Source organism: Acholeplasma hippikon (assembly GCF_900660755.1).
GTDB classification, from domain to species: Bacteria; Bacillota_I; Bacilli_A; order Acholeplasmatales; family Acholeplasmataceae; genus Acholeplasma; species Acholeplasma hippikon.
Genome location: NZ_LR215050.1, coordinates 358,402 through 377,979 on the forward strand (window position 1 = coordinate 358,402; position 19,578 = coordinate 377,979).

Genomic DNA, 19,578 nt, shown 5'->3' on the forward strand with positions numbered 1-19,578 from the left:
AACGCTCCATTTCAGGAGCGTTTTATCTTTATTTAGAAGCTCTACCGTATAATTTAGTAAATACTTTAACTTTATCTTTAACTTCTTTAGTAATTTGTTTAGAAGTTAATCTCCATGTCCAGTTACCACCTAAAGTAGAAGGAATGTTAAATCTTCCTTCTGGTCCTAATTCTAAGTAATCTTGAACAGGAATGATTGCTGTATCAGATACAGTAGCTAGTGTCGCACGAATTAAATGTTCAACTTTGCTTCCTGATTGATAGTTTAAATATGCTAAAGCAAATTTCTCATCATTTTTATTTAATGTGTCAAACCATTCTTTAGTCGTCATGTTATCATGTGTGCCAGTATAAGCAATTGAATTTTTCTTATAGTGATGTGGTAAGTAGTCTGATTCACCACTTGCATCAAAACCAAATTGTAATAACTTCATACCTGGGAAACCAGTATAAGATAATAAGTTACGTACTTCATCAGTTAAAACCCCTAAATCTTCAGCGATAATTGCTCGATCTCCTAATTGCCATTTGATTGCATCAAATAACTTGTGAGCTGGACCTTTATACCATTGACCATTTCTAGCAGTTGTATCTCCAAATGGAATACCAAAGAAGTTGACAAAGCCAATGAAGTGGTCAATACGTACCATATCAAACATGCTTGTGTTTGAACGCACACGATCAATCCACCAAGAGAAGTATTCGTTTTCTAGCACTGGCCAGTTATATAATGGGTTACCCCACAATTGACCATCTGCAGAGAAGTTATCTGGTGGAACACCAGCAACTAATATAGGTTTTCTATTTTCATCTAATTGGAAGTATTGAGGTTTTGTCCATACATCTGATGAATCATAAGCAACATAAATTGGCATATCGCCAATAAATTTAACTCCATTACTATTAGCATAGTTTTTTAAGTTATACCATTGTTGGAAGGCTTTAAATTGCATAAAATATTGGAATTCAACTTCTTGTTGTAATTCAATATGATGTGCTTCAACAGATTCAGGTTTTCTAAATCTAATATCTTCTGGCCATTCAATCCAAGAAATACCGTTATGTTTACCTTTAACAGCCATAAATAATGCATAATCAGGTAACCAATATGAATTATTTATTAAGAAATTAATATACTCACCATTTGATTTATCAAATTTTGCATACGCTTTTCTTAAAGTTACGAAACGATCATCATATACTTTAGCATAGTCAACATAAGATGGATTTACGGTTGAATCAATAATATCTTTCTTTGTTAATAAACCTTCCTCAACTAAAAAATCTAAGTCGATGAAGTATGGATTTAGTGCAAAAGCACTAAATGTTTGGTATGGAGAATCTCCATACGAAGTAGGACCTAATGGTAAAATTTGCCAATAGGTTTGATTAGTGTCTTTTAAGAAGTCAACAAAGTTATAAGCTTCTTTCCCAAAAGTACCAATACCATAATTAGATGGTAGTGATGAAATATGTAATAATATTCCACTTGTTCTCATTTTGTCTCCTTAACCTTGATAGCTATAGCTTCATAAGGTTTTAAAATAATTTTATTATTATCAATTGTTAGCTTGTCATAATTATGAATGATGATATCTTCAATTTCATATCCGGTTAAATCAAATGATTCCTCATTTGTACTAAATGAGTTAATGACAATCATTTTCTCTTGATTTAACGTTCTTTCATAAGCGAAGATTATTGGATCATTTTCAATCAACATATCGTATGAGCCGTATGTAATTAAGTCTTTGTATTTAGAAAAGCGACGTAAAGAAATTAATTTTTGATAATAAGAGAAAATTGAGTTTTCATCATTAATCTGATCAAACACATTGATTTCTTTATAATTTGGGTTGACTAAGAACCAAGGTTTTACTTTCGAGAAACCTGCGAATTCTTCTGAACTCCATTGCATCATCGTTCTAGGATTGTCTCTTGATGTTAATCCCATTTTCTTTAAAATATAATCTTTTTTATCTGGTTCATTTTTGACCCAGTTGTTGTATCCAGTAATTGTTGAAATATCATTAAACTCAGTCGGAGAAGTAAATGGATAACTTGTCATTCCAATTTCTTCACCTTGATAAATAAATGGTGTTCCACGTCCAAGATACATTAAGTTTGCGAGCATCTTAGCGCTCTTTTCATGGTACGCTAAGTTTCCATAGTGTGACACAACACGAGGTTGGTCATGGTTTAACCAGTTGAGTGGTAACCAACCATTGTCTTTAAAACTATTTTGCCATTTTCCAATGGCTTTTTTTAAATCGAGCACTCTTACTTTTAAATCTTTTAAATCAGTAATGTCATGTATGTTGTTACACCAGTTATGGTCAAAATTGAAAACCATTGATAATTCTTCACTACCGAAACGAGCGTATCTAGTTGCTTGGTCGATTCCGGCTTCTCCACCAACTTCACCAATTGTGAATGCATCATATTGTTTAAATAGATTTTCGTATAAATAATGCAAGTAATCATGTACTTTTGGTAAATTACTGAATTTAAACCAATCTAGAACAATACCCTCACCCATTTTAGAATCTTCAAATGGAGCTTTTTCTAAATGTGAAACTGCATCAATTCTAAAACCATCAACACCTAAGTCTAACCACCATTTACCGACATTAACCATTGCCTCTTTAACTTTTGGATTTTCCCAATTTAAATCAGGCATTTTATCTGAGAAAATCTTCATGAAATATTGATTGGTTTGTTCATCATATTTCCATGCAGAACTACCAAAGAATGATCCCCAGTTCGTTGGTTCACGTTTAACTCCGTTTACATATTTGGGAGGCTGCCAAATATAGTAGTCCCTATATGGGTTATCTACTGATTTTCTTGATTCTAAGAACCATTCATGTTCATCAGAAGTATGATTTAATACGAAATCTAAGATAACCTTAATGCCAAGACTATGTGCTTTATCTAGTACTTTTTTAAAATCATCAATTGTGCCGTATGCATTAGCAATACTTAAGTAATCTCTAACATCGTATCCATTATCATCCATCGGTGAATCATAGAAAGGCGTTATCCAAATTAAATTAATCCCTAAAAGATGTAGATAATCTAATTTTTCATATATCCCATTTAAATCGCCAATGCCATCATTGTTGGAATCGAAAAAACTTTTTATGTAGATTTGATAACCTACTGATTCCATCCACCATTTTTTCATGTTAATTCCTCATTTCATTAACTCAATCTTAACAAATATTTTTTTAAATGAATATATGACAACGCTTACTTTTTATTTACTAAAATGATAATTGGTTCAGATGTTAGATTAATCACATGATTTACAATTGGAATAATTTCGTTATTGATTAAATTCATATATAAACCATCCGGTAAATCAGTAGGAGTGAATCGTTCATTAGTCAAATTAAATATACCGTATATTTTTTCATTTTTTAATGTATATGTAATTGTTGCAACTTGATTATGAACAATATACTCAAAACTACCAAATGCAAAGATAGGATGTTTTTTAATTTCAATAAGTCTTCTTATAAATTCTCTATAGTTTGAGGGAATAAATTCAACTTTATCGATTGTGAATAAATCTGGTTTATGGATATTTTTATTTTCTTGACCAGCATAAATCATCATTGCTCCACGTAAGAAGAAGTTTAATGCAGTTATGTGTTTCAATTTAACTTCATCTTGAACTTTATAAGCGATTCTATCTTGATCGTGGTTTTCTAAAAAACGTAGTTTGACATAATTTTTTGGAAATATCGCCTCTTGTTTCCAAGTTTCTTTAAGAAACATTTCTAGCGTAACATTTCCGTTAATAAGGCCATTTAAATAATCAAAATTGTCATAATCATATGCAATATCGAATGCTTGGAAGACTTCAGAGTCACTTAAAGCATCATACCCTATATCACGTAGATATTTAACAAATCCTTTATCAACAGATTCAGCTAGCCAAATTAAGTTTGGATTTATTTTTTTTACTTCTAATCTCGCTTTTAGCCAAAAATCTAGTGGTAATAAACTTGCAACATCACATCTAAATCCATCAACAATTTCACCCCAGTACTTTAACACACTAATTAAGTAGTCTTGAACTTCAGGTAAATCAGTTTTTAAATCTGCAATATCAGTCCAATCGCCAACACGATTTGCAAGTTCACCATTTGATTTTCTAAAAAACCATTCGGGATGTTCAACCGTTAAAACAGAATCTCTAGATGTATGATTGAAGACAATATCAATCATCACCTTAAGTCCATGTTCATGTGCTTTATTGACTAATAATTTAAAATCTTCAATAGTTCCATGCGACTCATCAATCTTCACATAATCATAGATTGCATATGGTGAGCCAATATCACCTTTTCTATCCTTTATACCGATAGGATAAAACGGAAGAAGGTAGATATAATCTACCCCCAAATCCCTTATCGTCCCCAAATTTTCAATTATGCCTTTAAAATCACCATTATCACTATATTGTCTTGTGAAGATTTGATAGATTGATGCATTTCTTAATTCAAAATTTGTGTCTCTAGCCATTTTTATTGTCCTTTTTTCTTTTTAATCACGAAGAAGGCTACAACGCCTAATCCAATTGCTACCACTGATGTTGTTGATGCAACAACTACTGGAACTAAATTGTTTTTAGATTCTTTCATCGTTGATTCAAAATCAGTATGATCTAATACTTTATCAATACTTAAAATATAGAAACCAGTAGCTTCTAGTTTGATTTCTTTTGAGGCAGTAGTTAAGTTTCCTACTGTATCTAGTTCAACTTTCCAATTGCCTGCTGGAAGTTTAGCAGTTAAATCAGTTGTGTTCGCATTCGCAATCACTAATAATGTTGTATTTTGATTTGGATTCTTGATGATATATGAGATAACACCTTTTTGATTGTTGAACACAAATCTTAAGTTTTGGTTGATCGTTTCATTAGATGCCATGCGTAATTCAGCATGTTCATTTCTTATATCTAATATTTTTTTAAATTTTTTGTAATGGTCTTGATATTCTTTCTTCCAATTCCATTGAATTTGGTTAACTGAATCAGGTGATTGGTATGAGTTGTGATCAAATTTACCATCTGGAAGTTCTTTACTTCTTAAGAATTCATCACCTGCATGAATGAATGGAATACCTTGTGACGTCAAGATTAATCCATGTGCTTGAAGAGAAATTTTCTCTAAATCTTCTAATCTGTTAATTGGCTCTAAAGATAAATATAATTTGTCGTGTAAAGTATTATTATCGTGAGCAGTAACATAGTTAATAATCTTACCCGGATTACCATGCCATACATTATAACCTGCATTATCTACGTGTGAAATACCACCAGTAATTCCATATTTAACTTTATTTTTTGTTGTGAAATCACCCTGAACAAATCCACCCATCCAACTTGAGAAGACAGAACCTTTAATACCATCACGTGTATCATCATTGAATGCGCCAACACGATCTAGATTAACAATATTTTGTTTACCTGCTTGTTCTGATTCAGGAAGTGTAGAAGTACCTCCAGTCCAAGGCTCTCCATAAATTAGTATGTTTGGATTTAATTGATGAAGTTTTTCTGACAATTCATTCATAGTTTCTACGTCATGTAATGCCATGAGGTCGAATCTAAATCCACCTAATTTATATTCTTCAGCCCAGAACATTACTGAGTCAACGATAAACTTTCTAACCATATATCTTTCCGATGCTGTTTCATTACCAGTTCCAGAACCGTTGGAATATGCACCAGTAGAAGTAAATCTATGATAATATCCAGGGACGATTAAGTTAAAGTTAGAATCTGCAGATAGACCAGTATGATTATAGACAACGTCCATATTAATTTTGATACCAGCTTCATCGTATGCCTTAACAACTTGTTTTAGTTCATTAATTCTTACTAAGCCATCATATGGGTTGGCTGAGTAATTACCTTCAATAGCATTAAAGTTTAACGGCATATAACCCCAGTTGAACGAATTATATGTTGGATCATTTTGTTTAGTTTCGTCAATTGCATTGCCATAATCAAAGAAAGGTAAAATTTGTAAATGTGTAATACCTAATTCTTTAATATGATCAAAACCCGTGCTTAACCCTTCGTATTTAGTTCCTGTTTCAATTAAACCTAACCATTTACCACGGTTAGCTTCAGTACCATTCCAAGAACTATGTGTTGTAAGGTCGCGAACGTGTAATTCATAAATAATCGCATCAGTTTTGTTTGTGATATTAGGCGTTGTGTTTACATTATTCCAACCTTCTGGGTTTGTTCTTGTAAAATCAACAATCATTCCTCTTAAACCGTTAATACCAACGCTCTTCGCATATGGATCAACAATATCTTGGTTAATTCTTGAACCATTTGTCACATCATAAGTATAGTATTTACCGTGTAAATCACCAGCAACTGTAACTTCAAAAATACCTTTATCTTTTTTTATCATTTGATAAGTTTGTTTAACATTTGAACCACCTAATGATTGAGGTGTGCCACTATCATAAACATTTAAGACCACATTTGTAGAAATTGGTGCCCATACTTTAAATGTTGTAGAAGAAGCACTATAAATAGCTCCTAAGTCACCATCATATGCAAATTGGTCATTAAATTCATCCGAATTATATAAACCATCAAATGAGATATCGATCTTAGCTTGTTCACTGTTATCAGAGAACTGATGTGAAAGTACATATGATTTTCCTAAATCAATTGGATTAGCTAAAGTAATTTTCCCACTTTTCTTGTCATCTGATAATTCAATTCCTTCAATATTTATCGACAATTCGACATTATTTTCCATAATTTTAAGTTCATTTGCTGTAACTTCATGTGTAGTAGTAAACGAAATTGTTGTTGTATTTGTAAATGTTGCTGTCTTAAATTTTGCATATCTCGAAGGTCCGTTTGGATCATTTAAAGATATACCAATTGCAAAATCACCTTCAACAAAATAGAAGTGTTCATCTGATTTAGCAGGATCTAATGTAATAAATCTGTCAGCATCAACATCTTTTTGTTCCCAGTTGCCTTTTCGGATAATTATTCCAATTTTAGTTGAACCATTTAATTGGGTGTTTTTATCTAAAATAGCCACTTTTCCACCGAAATTGAACTCATTTGGGGTAGTATCATCAACAAATTGATGTGCACTGCCTTCTCCTGAGACTGGTTCATTTTGCCATACCCAAGCATCCCAGTTTGTGTAGTTTTGGTCAAATCTGTAGTAGTGAAGATATACCTTTCCTTCTACAGTATCGGCTGCATATACACTACCTACCGATAAAAAAGCCATTAAAAACAAAATAAATATATATAATTTTCTTCTCATCGTGAAACCCCTTTCATTACAACTTGATTATATCATCATAAAAAACGAGTAATAAAGTGAAAACGGTATCATTTTATATCCATATGACTTGATTAACTTACTGAAATATAAGAAAATGTAGGTGTGAGAAAAATGAATGCGATTACATTCTTACTCAGGAGGAAAGAAAGAAATGAGAAAAAGTTTAATCATTGCGATTATGTTACCAATTCTTGCTTTAGCATTAGTTGCTTGTACTCAAAAGAAACCATTAGAAATTTGGGTTGGTATTGAGTCTCAAGCGTTCTACCAAGAAAAAGCAAACGAATACAAAGAAATTTACAAAGAAAAAACTGGTAAAGATTTCCCGGTTAATATTTCAGTTAAAGCAGTAGATACTGGTACAGCTGGCGGGGTTTTCCTAAACGACCCAACTACAGCAGGTGATATCATCACAGTTGCTCATGATAACTTAGGTAGATTGATTGCAGGATCATCTGCAATTGCACCAATTCAATCAGAATCATTAATTAATCAAATTAACAACGATAATCATGAAGTATATGTAAATGCGATCAAAGGTAAAGTTCAAGGCGAAGAATACTACTTTGGTGTTCCATACATCGGACAAGCTTTAATCCTTTACTACAACAAACAATACATCTCAGCTGAACAAGTTCAATCATGGGAAGGTATTTTAGAAGCTGCAAAAGCAGCAAATAAACAAGCTTTATCAATTACTGGTACAGATGGATTTAACAATTCATTCCTATTATTAGCAGTTGATGAGGAAACTAAAACAAGTTCATTACAATTATATGATGATGCATCATTCGAAAATAACTATGCAACTGGCGCTGACGTATTATCTTTCTTGAAATATGGCCAAATGTTATTTACAACTCCAAATGGTGCTAAACGTCCAACTGATTCAGGTTGGCAAGTAGAACTTCAACAAGGTGTTTCATTATCAGTAGTTGGTGGAGCATGGCACTTTAACTCAGCTAAAGCAGCATTAGGTGCTAATTTAGGTATTGCAATTTTACCTTCATTCACTTTAACTGAAGAAACTGTATATGATGTTGCAAACAATTCAGAATTAGTTGGCAAAACATTTAGATCAGGTACATTTGCTGACGTTAAAATGTTTGTTAAGAATAAAGTTTCTAAATACTCTGAGTACTTAGATGACATCTTAGCATACTTCTCAAGTAAAGAAGTTCAAGAAGAATCATTTGTGGTAGCTAACAACTTACCAGCATATAAAAATGCAACTGCTGAATTTGATTCTTTAAAACCTGAAAATGCAACAACACCAGATGGAAAATTAGCATTAGAATTAGCTAGCGCTCAATTAGATATGTTCCAATATGGTAGACCTCAACCATTTGGTCACCATGTGAACTTTAACTTCTATTACTACTCTAAAAATGCTCCTGAAAAAATTATGGACTTATTAGATAACGCTAGAGGTCAAGAAAACTTCCAAACTGACGCTAAGATTTTAGAAGTGATGAAGAAAGTTGAAAATATCTGGAAAACAGGAAAAGAAGAGTAAGGAGTTGTAATTTATGAAACCAAATCAAAATTGGTTCTTAAAGCAACTAAATAAAATTGGAAACTTCTTCAAGAACTTTGGTTTAAAAATTTCTGAACCAATGCGAAAGGGAAGTATCTTTACTAGACTATCATATTTAATTATGGGGTTTGGTAACTTATCAAGAAAACAAATCGGAAAGGGATTGGTGTATTTATTTACACAAATCTCCTTCCTTGCTTTTATGATAATTTCACCAATTATACCAGCAGATAAAAATACACCTCTTGGATTCAAAGCTTTAGTTAATTTAGCAACGCTTGGTACAAAAGAAGGAACTGTATGGCAATTAGGGGATAATTCGCTATATATGTTACTTTACGGTGTATTCACATTAGCATTGATTTTCTTATTTATGATTGTATATTTCCACCAAGTTGGAAGTTCATACAGAGTTGATCAAGCCGTTATAAATGGTAAGAAAATTAGTAGCTTTAAAGAAGATTTATTCGAATTAACAGATTCAAAATTCCATGTTACGTTATTGGCACCTGCCATTATGGGAGTATTTATTTTAACAATTATTCCTAACGTATTCATGATTTTAGTAGCATTTACAAATTTTGACCAAGAACACCAACCTCCAGGACAATTATTTGATTGGGTTGGATTTGCAAATTTTGCCTCATTGTTTGACGGTTCAAGTGGTTTATCAGGATTCTGGGGCGTACTTGGATGGACATTAATTTGGGCATTCTTTGCAACATTTACAAACTATATTTTTGGTATCTTACTTGCATTATTAATCAATAATAAGTTAATTAAGGGTCAAAAATTTTGGAGAACAGTTTTTGTTTTAACGATTGCAATTCCTCAATTCGTTTCCTTACTACTTATTAAGTACTTATTTGCTGAGTATGGTCCAATAAATGAATTGTTATTAAATTTAGGTATTATTACCACTAGAATGAACTTCTTAGGAAACGCTTCAAACGCATTAATACCGAAGATTATGGTTATTATCATTAACTTATGGGTTGGTATCCCATACACGATGTTAATGACATCAGGTATCTTAATGAATGTACCTACAGATTTATATGAAGCTGCTGAAATTGATGGTGCAACAAAACCTCAAATATTCAGAAAAATTACATTACCATATGTTATTTTCGTAACCACTCCATATTTAATTACAACATTTATGGGGAATATTACAAGCTTTAACATTATCTTCTTATTAACCGGAGGCGGACCAAATGCTAGTGCAGGTTCTAATCCAGGGGATACTGACTTATTAGTTACATGGTTATTTAGATTAACGGTTGATCAATCAAATTACAGTTTAGGTGCTGTAATTTCAATCTTAACTTTCATTATCATGGCTATTGGTACATTAATCTCTTATAGAAGAAGTAAAGCTTATAAAGAAGAGGGGGCTTTCCAATAATGAGTGAAGCTAAAGTTAAAAAAACCCTTGGCGTAAAAGCAAAAAGAAGAATTACAAAGGTATTCTTATATATAACCTTAGTTGTACTTTCTATCATCTGGTTATACCCAGTTTTATGGATGGTATTAACTGCATTTAGAGAAGAATACAATGATTTAGGAAACCTAATAGGTATCGTATCAGGAAAATACATTCCATCAGGATTTGGATTTGAAAACTTTAGAAGATTACTATTTGGTAATGCTGAAAGTGCTCACTATAGTACTGGTTGGTTCCCTAGATGGTTCTTAAATACATTAATTGTTTCAGTCTTCACATTCGTGTTATCTACAATTTTCACATTATCTGTAGCATACGTAATGAGTAAGATGAAATTTAAAGCAAGAAAACCATTCTTAAACGTTGCATTGATTCTTGGATTATTCCCAGGTTTCATGTCAATCATTGCTATTTATCATATTTTACAAACATTCGGATTCTTAAATACTTATGCTGGATCAATGATAGCATTAATCTTATGTTATTCAGGTGGCGCAGGTTTAGGATTCTACGTTGCGAAGGGATTCTTTGATATTATCCCAGATTCATTAATTGAATCAGCAAAATTAGATGGTGCAACTAATTTACAAATTCTTGCACAAATTGTATTACCTTTATCAAAACCAATCATTATCTATACTGCATTAACTTCATTTTTAGGTCCTTGGACAGATTTCGTCTTTGCTAAGGCCATTCTTGGTGCACAAAATCAAGAAAGATTTACAGTTTCAGTGGGCTTATATTCTATGATGAATGGTCAATTCTCTGATGGTAACCTATTTACTACATTCGTTGCGGGATGTCTACTTGTATCAATTCCAATTGTTACATTATTCCTTTCAATGCAAAAATATTATGTATCTGGTGTTACTTCAGGAGCGGTTAAAGGCTAATGAAAAAAACATATCTACTCTTAGTATTCATTTTAAGTTTTATAGTTATTAGTTGTAACCGTACAAAAGAATATAAAATACCAGTAGATGATAATTTAAAGGCAGCTATGATTAGTGATAATTACAGAGTTTACTATGAAATCTTTATTGGATCATTTAGTGATTCAAATAATGATGGCATAGGTGATTTAAAGGGGATTATAAATCGATTTGATTACTTAAATGATGGTGATCCAAACTCGGGTCAAAGTCTAGGTATTGATGGGATTTGGTTATCTCCAATGATGCCTTCACCGAGTTATCATAAATATGATGTAACAAATTATAAAAATATTGATAGTAAATTGGGAACATTGGATGATTTTGAAGCTTTAATCAAAATAGCTAATGAACGTGATGTTAAAATCATTATAGATTTAGTGATTAATCATACTTCAGATTGGCATCCATGGTTCAGAGAATTTAAAAAGTCTTATCAAGAAAATGATTTAACAAATCCTTATCGCGATTACTACACAGTAAAACATAAGGATAACTTAGATTTAAATAGCAAATATTATCCAATATATAGTGGTAGCGACTATTACTATGAAGGTAACTTTTCATCTAGTATGCCGGAATTGAATTTTGATAATCCTAAAGTAAAAGAAGAAATAGCTGACATAGCAAAATTTTGGATAGATTTAGGTGTATCAGGTTTTAGATTAGATGCCGCAAAATATGTTTATTTTAATAATACTGAGAAAAACTTATCATTTTGGGACTGGTTTATGACAACTGTAAAATCTTATAAAAGTGATATTTACGTTGTAGGTGAAACATGGTCATCAGAAAATGAAATGTTACCGTACTATCAAAACTTTAACAATTTTGATTTCTCATTCTCACAACTTGATGGTGAAATTGCACAAGCTGCTAGAGTCACTTCATCAGTCAAAAGCTTTGTTTCAAATGTGAAAACATACTATGATAAAGTACTTGCAATCAACAACGAAGCGATTCTATCTCCATTTATATCAAATCATGATATGGACCGCGCGGCTGGATACTTAAATGTTGAAGATGGAATCATGGGTATGGCAGCAAACCTATACATTCTTGGTCCAGGAAATCCATATATTTATTATGGAGAAGAAATTGGAATGAAGGGATATAGAGGTACTGCAAATACAGATGCAAATAGAAGATTGGCAATGTTGTGGGGAGATGGAGATAAAGTTAAAGATCCAACAGGAACAACATATGATAGTTCATTTCAAGTAAACGGTACTGTTAAAACGCAGCTTAGTGATAAAGATAGTCTCTATAATCACTATAAGAAATTGATTATGTTAAGAAAAGCTAATCCTGAAATTGCAAGAGGAACTTATACGCCAATTACATACCAAGAAAAAGATACATTTGGTGGCTTTATAAGTTCATATGAAGGAAGCACAGTTGTTGTTTTCCACAATACAGGCATTAAAGAATTAGAAATTGATTTATCAAAATATACAGATATTCAGTTAAGCATCCTACGCGGATATGCTGGTAGAGGTACTGCTGAATTATCTTCTGATGGTAAAACATTAAAAATTAGTGGTTTAACATCAGTCATTTTAAAATAGTTCATAAAAATAGCACAATAGTGCGTAAATTAAAGGAGAAGAATATGAAAAAGTTTTTAACATTAGCAGTTGCTATTGTTGCTACTATTGTTTTAGTAGCTTGTGGTCCAAAAGTAGATATGGACACTAAATTAGAAGATGCAGAACATAATTACTTTGTTACTGGTCAATTAGCAGGATGGGGTGATGCAGTAGGTAAAGCTGAATTTACAATGGCTGCAACAAACAGAGGGGATTCACGTATATCATCAATCGTTGATGATTTAAAAGATGCAAAATTCGTATATGTAATTGAAGCAACTTTCTCAGCAGAAGCTGCTGGTTGGGATGTTAAATATACAATCGATGGAACTGAAAAGACATTTGACGGTAACTTAACAGTTAAAATCTTACAAGTTAACAAAGATGCTGAAGCTCCAAACTGGTGGGGACAAAACCCAGAATCAGGTAAGTTTGATAACTTAACTCCTGCAACATTATACCTTCCTCCATTCCAAGAAGCTAACGAAAATGGTGCTGGTGACTGGAACGGAAACCCAGTAGTTATGGAAGCTGGTACTTATTACATCGTTTATGTTCAATACGCTAATAACCATCACGGTTTAGCAGCAATTAAAAAATAACTTTTAATTGAAAAGAGGCACCTAAAAATAGGTGCCTTATTTTCTTGAAAGAAATTTTAAATAATGGTAAATTGGTGTAAACGTTTGCAATCTAAGATATATTATTATATAATATTTTTGATAGAAATCTTGCGTCTATCCAATTCAATATAATTTTTAGGGAGAATATAATGGCAACATTACAATTAAAAAACATCAACAAGGTGTATTCTAATGGTGTACAAGCCGTTTTTGATTTCAATTTAGACATCAAAGACAAAGAATTCATCGTATTTGTTGGACCATCTGGTTGTGGGAAATCAACTACCCTCCGTATGATCGCGGGCCTTGAGGACATTAGTTCAGGCGAATTATACATTGATAATGAATATAAGAACGATACAGCACCAAAAGATAGAGATATCGCAATGGTATTCCAAAGCTATGCGTTATATCCACATATGACTGTGTATGATAACATTGCTTTTGGTTTAAAATTACGTAAAGTTCCTAAAGCAGTAATCAAAGAAAAAGTACATGCCGCAGCGGAAATCCTAGGTTTATTACCTTACTTAGATCGTAAACCTAAAGCTTTATCTGGTGGACAAAGACAACGTGTCGCATTAGGCCGTTCAATTGTTCGTGATGCAAAAGTCTTCTTAATGGACGAACCATTATCAAACTTAGACGCTAAATTACGTGTCGTAATGCGTGGAGAATTAATTAAATTACACAAACAATTAAATACTACTACAATTTACGTAACACACGATCAAATCGAAGCCATGACAATGGCAACTAGAATCGTAGTTATGAACAAAGGTTACATCATGCAAGTTGGTGAGCCAAAAGAAATTTATGACAAACCAAACAACATGTTCGTAGCTGGTTTCATGGGAACACCTCCAATGAACTTCATCAATGGTGTAGTTGACGCTAAAGGTGTATTCCATGCCGGTACATACAAGATTACTTTACCTGCAGATAAATTCGAAATCATCACTGAAAATGGATTTATCGACAAACCAGTAGTTCTTGGTATCCGTGCAGAAGATATTCATGATGATGAAATCGTTATGCAAGCTCATCCAAATGGAATTATCGATGTAGTTGTTGATGTTTCAGAATTATTAGGTGCTGAAACAAACATCTACACAGTAATCAATGATGCAACTGTTATTGCTAAAGTTAATGCAAGAACAAATGTAAGAATTGGTGACAAGATTAAGTTAGGATTAGACTTAAACAAGATTCATTTCTTCGATCCAGTATCTGAAAACAGATTAGTAATCGATCCAAATAAGTTAGCAAAAAAATAATCTAAATAAATTAAAGAGTAATCATGCAAGAGGGTTACTCTTTTTTTTATATAATATAAGTAAAAGAGGTGGACTATGATTTACAATATCAAAGTTAAAGATTCAAACTATATGATGAGTTCCTTAGAAACTTATAAGGGGAAAGTTATGCTTATAGTGAATACTGCAACAAAATGTGGTTTTACAAAACAGTATGAAGGTTTACAGTTACTTTATGAAAAATACGAAGATAAAGGATTTGTAATATTAGATTTCCCATGTAACCAATTTTTGATGCAAGCGCCAGGTTCAGTTGCTGATATAAAAAGTTTTTGTGAACTAAATTATCATACGACATTTCCTTTATTTGATAAAATCAAAGTTAATGGATTTTTTGCGCATCCGTTATATCGTTATCTTAAGTCCAATTCACCTCAAGAATTTGGTCCAGGTCAAACAGAAGTTTTACAATCAAAAAAACTAAAAACCAAGGAAATTAAATGGAATTTCACCAAATTTTTAATAGATAGAGATGGCACCATATTATATAGATTTAGTCCACAAGTTACACCTGAAGAGATTGAAAAATTTGTAGTAAAGATACTATAATCAAATAATAATGAAGCCATTAATTGCTCGCTAATTTGACTTTAGCGGGCTTTTTTGATAAAATAATAATCGTTATACATATAGTATGCAATGGAGGAAAAAACAAACATATGGATGATACAAGTAGTGGACAGAGGACGATTGAAGAGCCTTTAGATTGGAGAACAATCTAATGGTTAATATTTTACTAATTGTTCTTGTCATCGTTCTAAATGGTATTTTTGCATCAAGTGAAATGGCTATCGTTTCAGCAAATAGAAAAAGAGTAGAATTAGATGCTGAAGAAGGCAATAAACGAGCAAAAAAACTATTACCATTTATGGAACAACCGACTAGATTCCTATCAACAATTCAAATTGGAATTACTATGTTCGGATTTATTAACGGTGCTGTAGCATCAAGTACATTCTCTGCACAAATTTCATCAGTACTTTCTGAAAAGTTTGGTGTAAGTTTAACTTTAATGTCAGCAATCGTATCAGTATTAATTACTTTAATACTAACATTTTTCCAAGTTGTTTTAGGTGAATTGGTTCCTAAACGCTTAGCTATGAAAGCACCAGAAAAAGTTGCCTATGCTTTCATTGGTTTTTTAAGTTGGATTGCCTTAATTATGAGACCGTTTGTTTCATTATTAACAGGAACAGCTAACTTAATTGGCAAATTATTTGGTATTAATCCAAATGATAATGATGACACATTAACTGAAGATGAATTAAGACTTGAACTTAATGCATCAGAATTGAAAGGTGTTATTGATAAGTCTGAAAATGAAATGATTCAAAATATCTTTGAATTCGATACAACGACAGTTTCTGAGGTGATGACACATAGAACTGAAGTATCTGCTATTGAATTAGGAAGCACAAAAGAAGAGATTATTAGTTATGTAACTTCTGAAAAATACACACGTTTCCCAGTTTATGAAGATTCAATTGATCATATTATCGGTATCTTACATGTTAAAGACTTATTAAGATATATTGAGAATAAAAACGATGAATCATTCGATTTAAAATCATTATTAAGAGATCCTTTATTCGTTCCATCTTCAAAAAACACAAGACAATTATTTAGAGATATGCAAACTTCTAAAGTTCATATTGCAATTGTTATTGATGAATACGGCGGAACAGCTGGTATTGTTACATTTGAAGATTTAATTGAAGAAATTGTTGGTAATATCTTTGATGAATATGATGATGAAGAACAAGAAATTTCCGAAATTAAAGATGATGAATATTTAATTGAAGGATTAACAAATATTGATGATGTGGAAGATATTTTAAATGCTCAATTACCTGTTGAAGAATATGATACTTTATCTGGTTTCATCTTAGGTCAATTAGGTAGATTCCCTGAAGAAGGAGAAGCGATTGTTATTGTATATAACAACTATCGCTTTGAAGTATTAGAATATCAAGATAGAGTAATCGAAAAAGTCAAAGTTACTAGAATTCAACCAGTAGAAAATAATACAGTAGATGAGGATTAACCTCATCTACTTTTTTTCTTAATAAAATGTTACAATTTAATTAGAGGTGATTATATGAATATAGCATTTGTTTCAAGTGAAGTATTTCCTTATTCTAAGACAGGTGGATTAGCAGATATCGCTCATTTTTTACCTAAAGGTTTAATTAAACATGGAAATCAAGTTACATTGATTACGCCCTACTATAAATCGATTAGTAAGTATCATCACGATATGGAATTTTTAGGTAGAAAGAATATCATCATGGGAGGTATCGAAACAATTGTAAATTTCTTTATCTTAAAGAAAGATGACTTAGATATTGTTTTTATTCAAAATATGCATTATTTTGAACGTGATAGATTTTATGGATACAATGATGATGCAGAAAGATTTACATGTTTTTCATATGCAGCATTAGAAGTGCTTCAATTATTAAAAAATTTTCCAAACATTTTACATTTGAATGATTGGCAAACCGGAATGATTCCATATCTACTAGACACACATTATCGTCATAGAAATCTCAATTATTATAAATTACATACATTATTGACCATTCACAACCTAGAATATCAAGGTACATTTGACCCGTATGTTTCAAGATTTTTCAATAGTGATTTTAATTATTCATATATTCATTTTGAACGCGTGAACTTCTTGAAAGCTGGTATTGATCGTGCAACTAAGATTAATACCGTCTCTCCAAACTATAAAAATGAGATATTAACCCAACAGTATGGTTTTTCATTAGATGGCTCACTCCGTAATCGATCTAATGATTTAGTTGGTATTTTAAACGGTATAGATGAAGATACATTTAATCCAAAAGTAGATGATTATATTTACAAATATGATATTAAAACCTATAAAAAAGGAAAATTTGAAAACAAACGTCAATTATATGAACTTCATAATTTAAATCATGACCTTAATAAGCCATTAGTAGCTTATGTAGGACGTTATGCAAATCAAAAGGGTGTATGGATGATTAAAGATACTTTAGAAGAAATTATTCAAACTACTGATGCTAATTTCTTTTTATTGGGTAGTGGAGATCCATATTATGAAAACTATTTTAAATACTTAACTGATAAATATCCAGATAGGGTAGGTAACTATGCTGGGTATAACGAATCGCTTGCACACTTGATTTATGCAGCATCAGATATATTTATGATGCCTAGTGAATTTGAACCTTGTGGTTTAGGTCAGATGATTGCGATGAAGTATGGCTCTTTACCTGTTGTACGTGAAACAGGAGGATTAAAAGATACTGTTGAACCCTACAATATGTTTACTAAAAGTGGTACAGGGTTTAGTTTCGCTAACCTTTCATCAAATGAATTTAAGTCTAAGCTGTTAGAAGCGATTCATCTATATGAAGAAAATCCGGATGATTTTAATAAACTTATACAACAAGCCATGCATAAAGATTACACTAATGATAAAATGGCATTAACATATATAGAATTATATAAAAACATTTTAGGGGGATAAAATGGAAACATTAGGACTTATATTAGCGGGTGGTAAGGGATCAAGATTAGATATCCTATCAAATAAACGCTCAAAACCAGCAATGCCTTTTGCTGGTAAATATAGAATTATTGACTTTGCTTTATCGAATTGTAGTCAATCAGGAATATATGATATTGCGATTCTTACACAATACTTACCATTATCTTTAAATGAACATATTGGTTCCGGTAAGCCATGGGATTTAGATAGAAATAACTCAGCAGTTACATTACTTCAACCACATACGATGTGGTATAACGGTACGGCTGATTCTGTCGTTAAAAATTTAGACTATATTTTAAAGAAAAATCCAAAATATGTACTAATTCTATCAGGTGACCATATTTATAAGATGGATTATCGCAAGATGATTAATGTACATAAAGAAACTAAAGCGAAATTAACAATCGCATGTCAAGAAGTAGACCCAACTGAAGTATCTCGTTTTGGTATCATGACAACCAATAGAGAAGATGAAATTATTGAATTCCAAGAAAAACCGAAAGAATCTAAATCACGCTTAGCAAGTATGGGAATTTATCTTTTTGATTTAGATTTATTAAAAGAAATCTTATTAAAATTACCAAATGAGGACTTGGATTTTGGTAATCACATCATTCCATATTTGATCCAAAATACCGAAAAAAAGGTTTATGCATATCGATTTAATGATTATTGGCAAGATGTTGGAACATATGAATCATATTTAAACACCAATTTAGATATGATTAAAGAACATAATGATTTAGATTTATACGATCCTAATTGGAAAGTATTTACTAAATCAGAAGAAAGGCCCCCAGTAAAAGTAAGTGATACAGCTAAGATTCAAAGTTCACTTATATCAAATGGCTGTGTCATTGAAGGTACAGTTATAAACTCTGTTTTATCTCCGGGGGTTAGAGTAGGTAAAGGAAGTGTTGTTAGAGATTCAATTATATTAAATGATACAATCATTAGTGAAAATGTAGAAATTGAACGTTGTATCATTGATAAACACGTTGTTGTCGGTAGAGAAACTAAGATTGGGTTTGGTGAAGAAAATATACCAAATATTGAAAAACCAGATGTATTATCATGTGGTATTACAGTGATTGAAAAAAGTGCAATCATTCCATCAAACCTTGTTATTGGAAAGAACGTACGAATTTTTAGATCAGCAAAATTTGATACTAAAGTAATTCCAAGTGGCACAACCTTAAAGTAATCAAATATAATAAAAAATCGCCTTTAATAGGCGATTTT

At 31.7% G+C, this 19,578-nt stretch carries 14 protein-coding genes; 10 read left to right on the top strand and 4 right to left on the bottom strand.

The annotated features are described in order from the left end of the window. Positions 1 to 28: 28 nt before the first annotated feature. The 4 genes from malQ to pulA form a co-directional block, all read right to left on the bottom strand. Entirely contained in the window at positions 29 to 1,498 is a 1,470-nt protein-coding gene (gene malQ, locus EXC59_RS01765; protein WP_035369590.1) for a 4-alpha-glucanotransferase, read from the bottom strand. Then, entirely contained in the window at positions 1,495 to 3,186 is a 1,692-nt protein-coding gene (locus EXC59_RS01770) for a glycoside hydrolase family 13 protein (RefSeq protein WP_162164046.1), read from the bottom strand. The genes malQ and EXC59_RS01770 overlap by 4 nt, the downstream gene beginning before the upstream one ends. Positions 3,187 to 3,251: 65 nt before the next feature. Further along, complete coding sequence (locus EXC59_RS01775; protein ID WP_035369588.1) at positions 3,252 to 4,532, bottom strand: alpha-amylase family glycosyl hydrolase; 1,281 nt, start codon at positions 4,530 to 4,532, stop codon at positions 3,252 to 3,254. 2 nt (positions 4,533 to 4,534) lie between these two features. Next, positions 4,535 to 7,324, bottom strand: a complete 2,790-nt coding sequence (pulA, locus tag EXC59_RS01780; protein ID WP_051659048.1) for a type I pullulanase — start codon at positions 7,322 to 7,324, stop codon at positions 4,535 to 4,537. Positions 7,325 to 7,496: 172 nt separating this feature from the next. On the opposite strand from pulA, the gene EXC59_RS01785 reads away from it, so the two are divergent. From EXC59_RS01785 to EXC59_RS01830, 10 genes are all read left to right on the top strand, one after another. After that, on the top strand, positions 7,497 to 8,861 hold the full coding sequence (locus EXC59_RS01785; RefSeq protein WP_035369586.1) for a sugar ABC transporter substrate-binding protein: 1,365 nt from the start codon (positions 7,497 to 7,499) through the stop codon (positions 8,859 to 8,861). A gap of 100 nt (positions 8,862 to 8,961) precedes the next feature. Beyond that, a complete protein-coding gene (locus EXC59_RS01790) occupies positions 8,962 to 10,290 on the top strand; it encodes a carbohydrate ABC transporter permease (RefSeq protein WP_035369628.1) in 1,329 nt (442 codons plus the stop codon). Beyond that, on the top strand, positions 10,290 to 11,222 hold the full coding sequence (locus EXC59_RS01795; RefSeq protein ID WP_035369583.1) for a sugar ABC transporter permease: 933 nt from the start codon (positions 10,290 to 10,292) through the stop codon (positions 11,220 to 11,222). Before EXC59_RS01790 ends, EXC59_RS01795 begins: the two co-directional genes overlap by 1 nt. Continuing rightward, positions 11,222 to 12,829 carry an alpha-amylase family glycosyl hydrolase gene (locus EXC59_RS01800; protein ID WP_051659046.1) on the top strand — a complete coding sequence of 536 codons (1,608 nt, stop codon included), beginning with the start codon at positions 11,222 to 11,224 and terminating at the stop codon, positions 12,827 to 12,829. The genes EXC59_RS01795 and EXC59_RS01800 overlap by 1 nt, the downstream gene beginning before the upstream one ends. Before the next feature lie 44 nt (positions 12,830 to 12,873). Continuing rightward, on the top strand, positions 12,874 to 13,452 hold the full coding sequence (locus EXC59_RS01805) for a hypothetical protein (RefSeq protein ID WP_035369580.1): 579 nt from the start codon (positions 12,874 to 12,876) through the stop codon (positions 13,450 to 13,452). A gap of 170 nt (positions 13,453 to 13,622) precedes the next feature. Next, positions 13,623 to 14,750, top strand: a complete 1,128-nt coding sequence (locus EXC59_RS01810) for an ABC transporter ATP-binding protein (protein WP_035369579.1) — start codon at positions 13,623 to 13,625, stop codon at positions 14,748 to 14,750. Positions 14,751 to 14,825: 75 nt separating this feature from the next. After that, positions 14,826 to 15,338, top strand: a complete 513-nt coding sequence (locus EXC59_RS01815) for a glutathione peroxidase (protein WP_035369577.1) — start codon at positions 14,826 to 14,828, stop codon at positions 15,336 to 15,338. A gap of 172 nt (positions 15,339 to 15,510) precedes the next feature. Then, positions 15,511 to 16,833 carry a hemolysin family protein gene (locus EXC59_RS01820; protein WP_035369574.1) on the top strand — a complete coding sequence of 441 codons (1,323 nt, stop codon included), beginning with the start codon at positions 15,511 to 15,513 and terminating at the stop codon, positions 16,831 to 16,833. 54 nt (positions 16,834 to 16,887) lie between these two features. Beyond that, positions 16,888 to 18,312: a glycogen synthase gene (locus tag EXC59_RS01825; RefSeq protein WP_035369572.1), complete on the top strand. Its 1,425-nt coding sequence runs from the start codon at positions 16,888 to 16,890 to the stop codon at positions 18,310 to 18,312. 1 nt (position 18,313) lies between these two features. Then, entirely contained in the window at positions 18,314 to 19,540 is a 1,227-nt protein-coding gene (locus EXC59_RS01830; protein WP_035369571.1) for a glucose-1-phosphate adenylyltransferase, read from the top strand. Positions 19,541 to 19,578 lie beyond the last annotated feature (38 nt).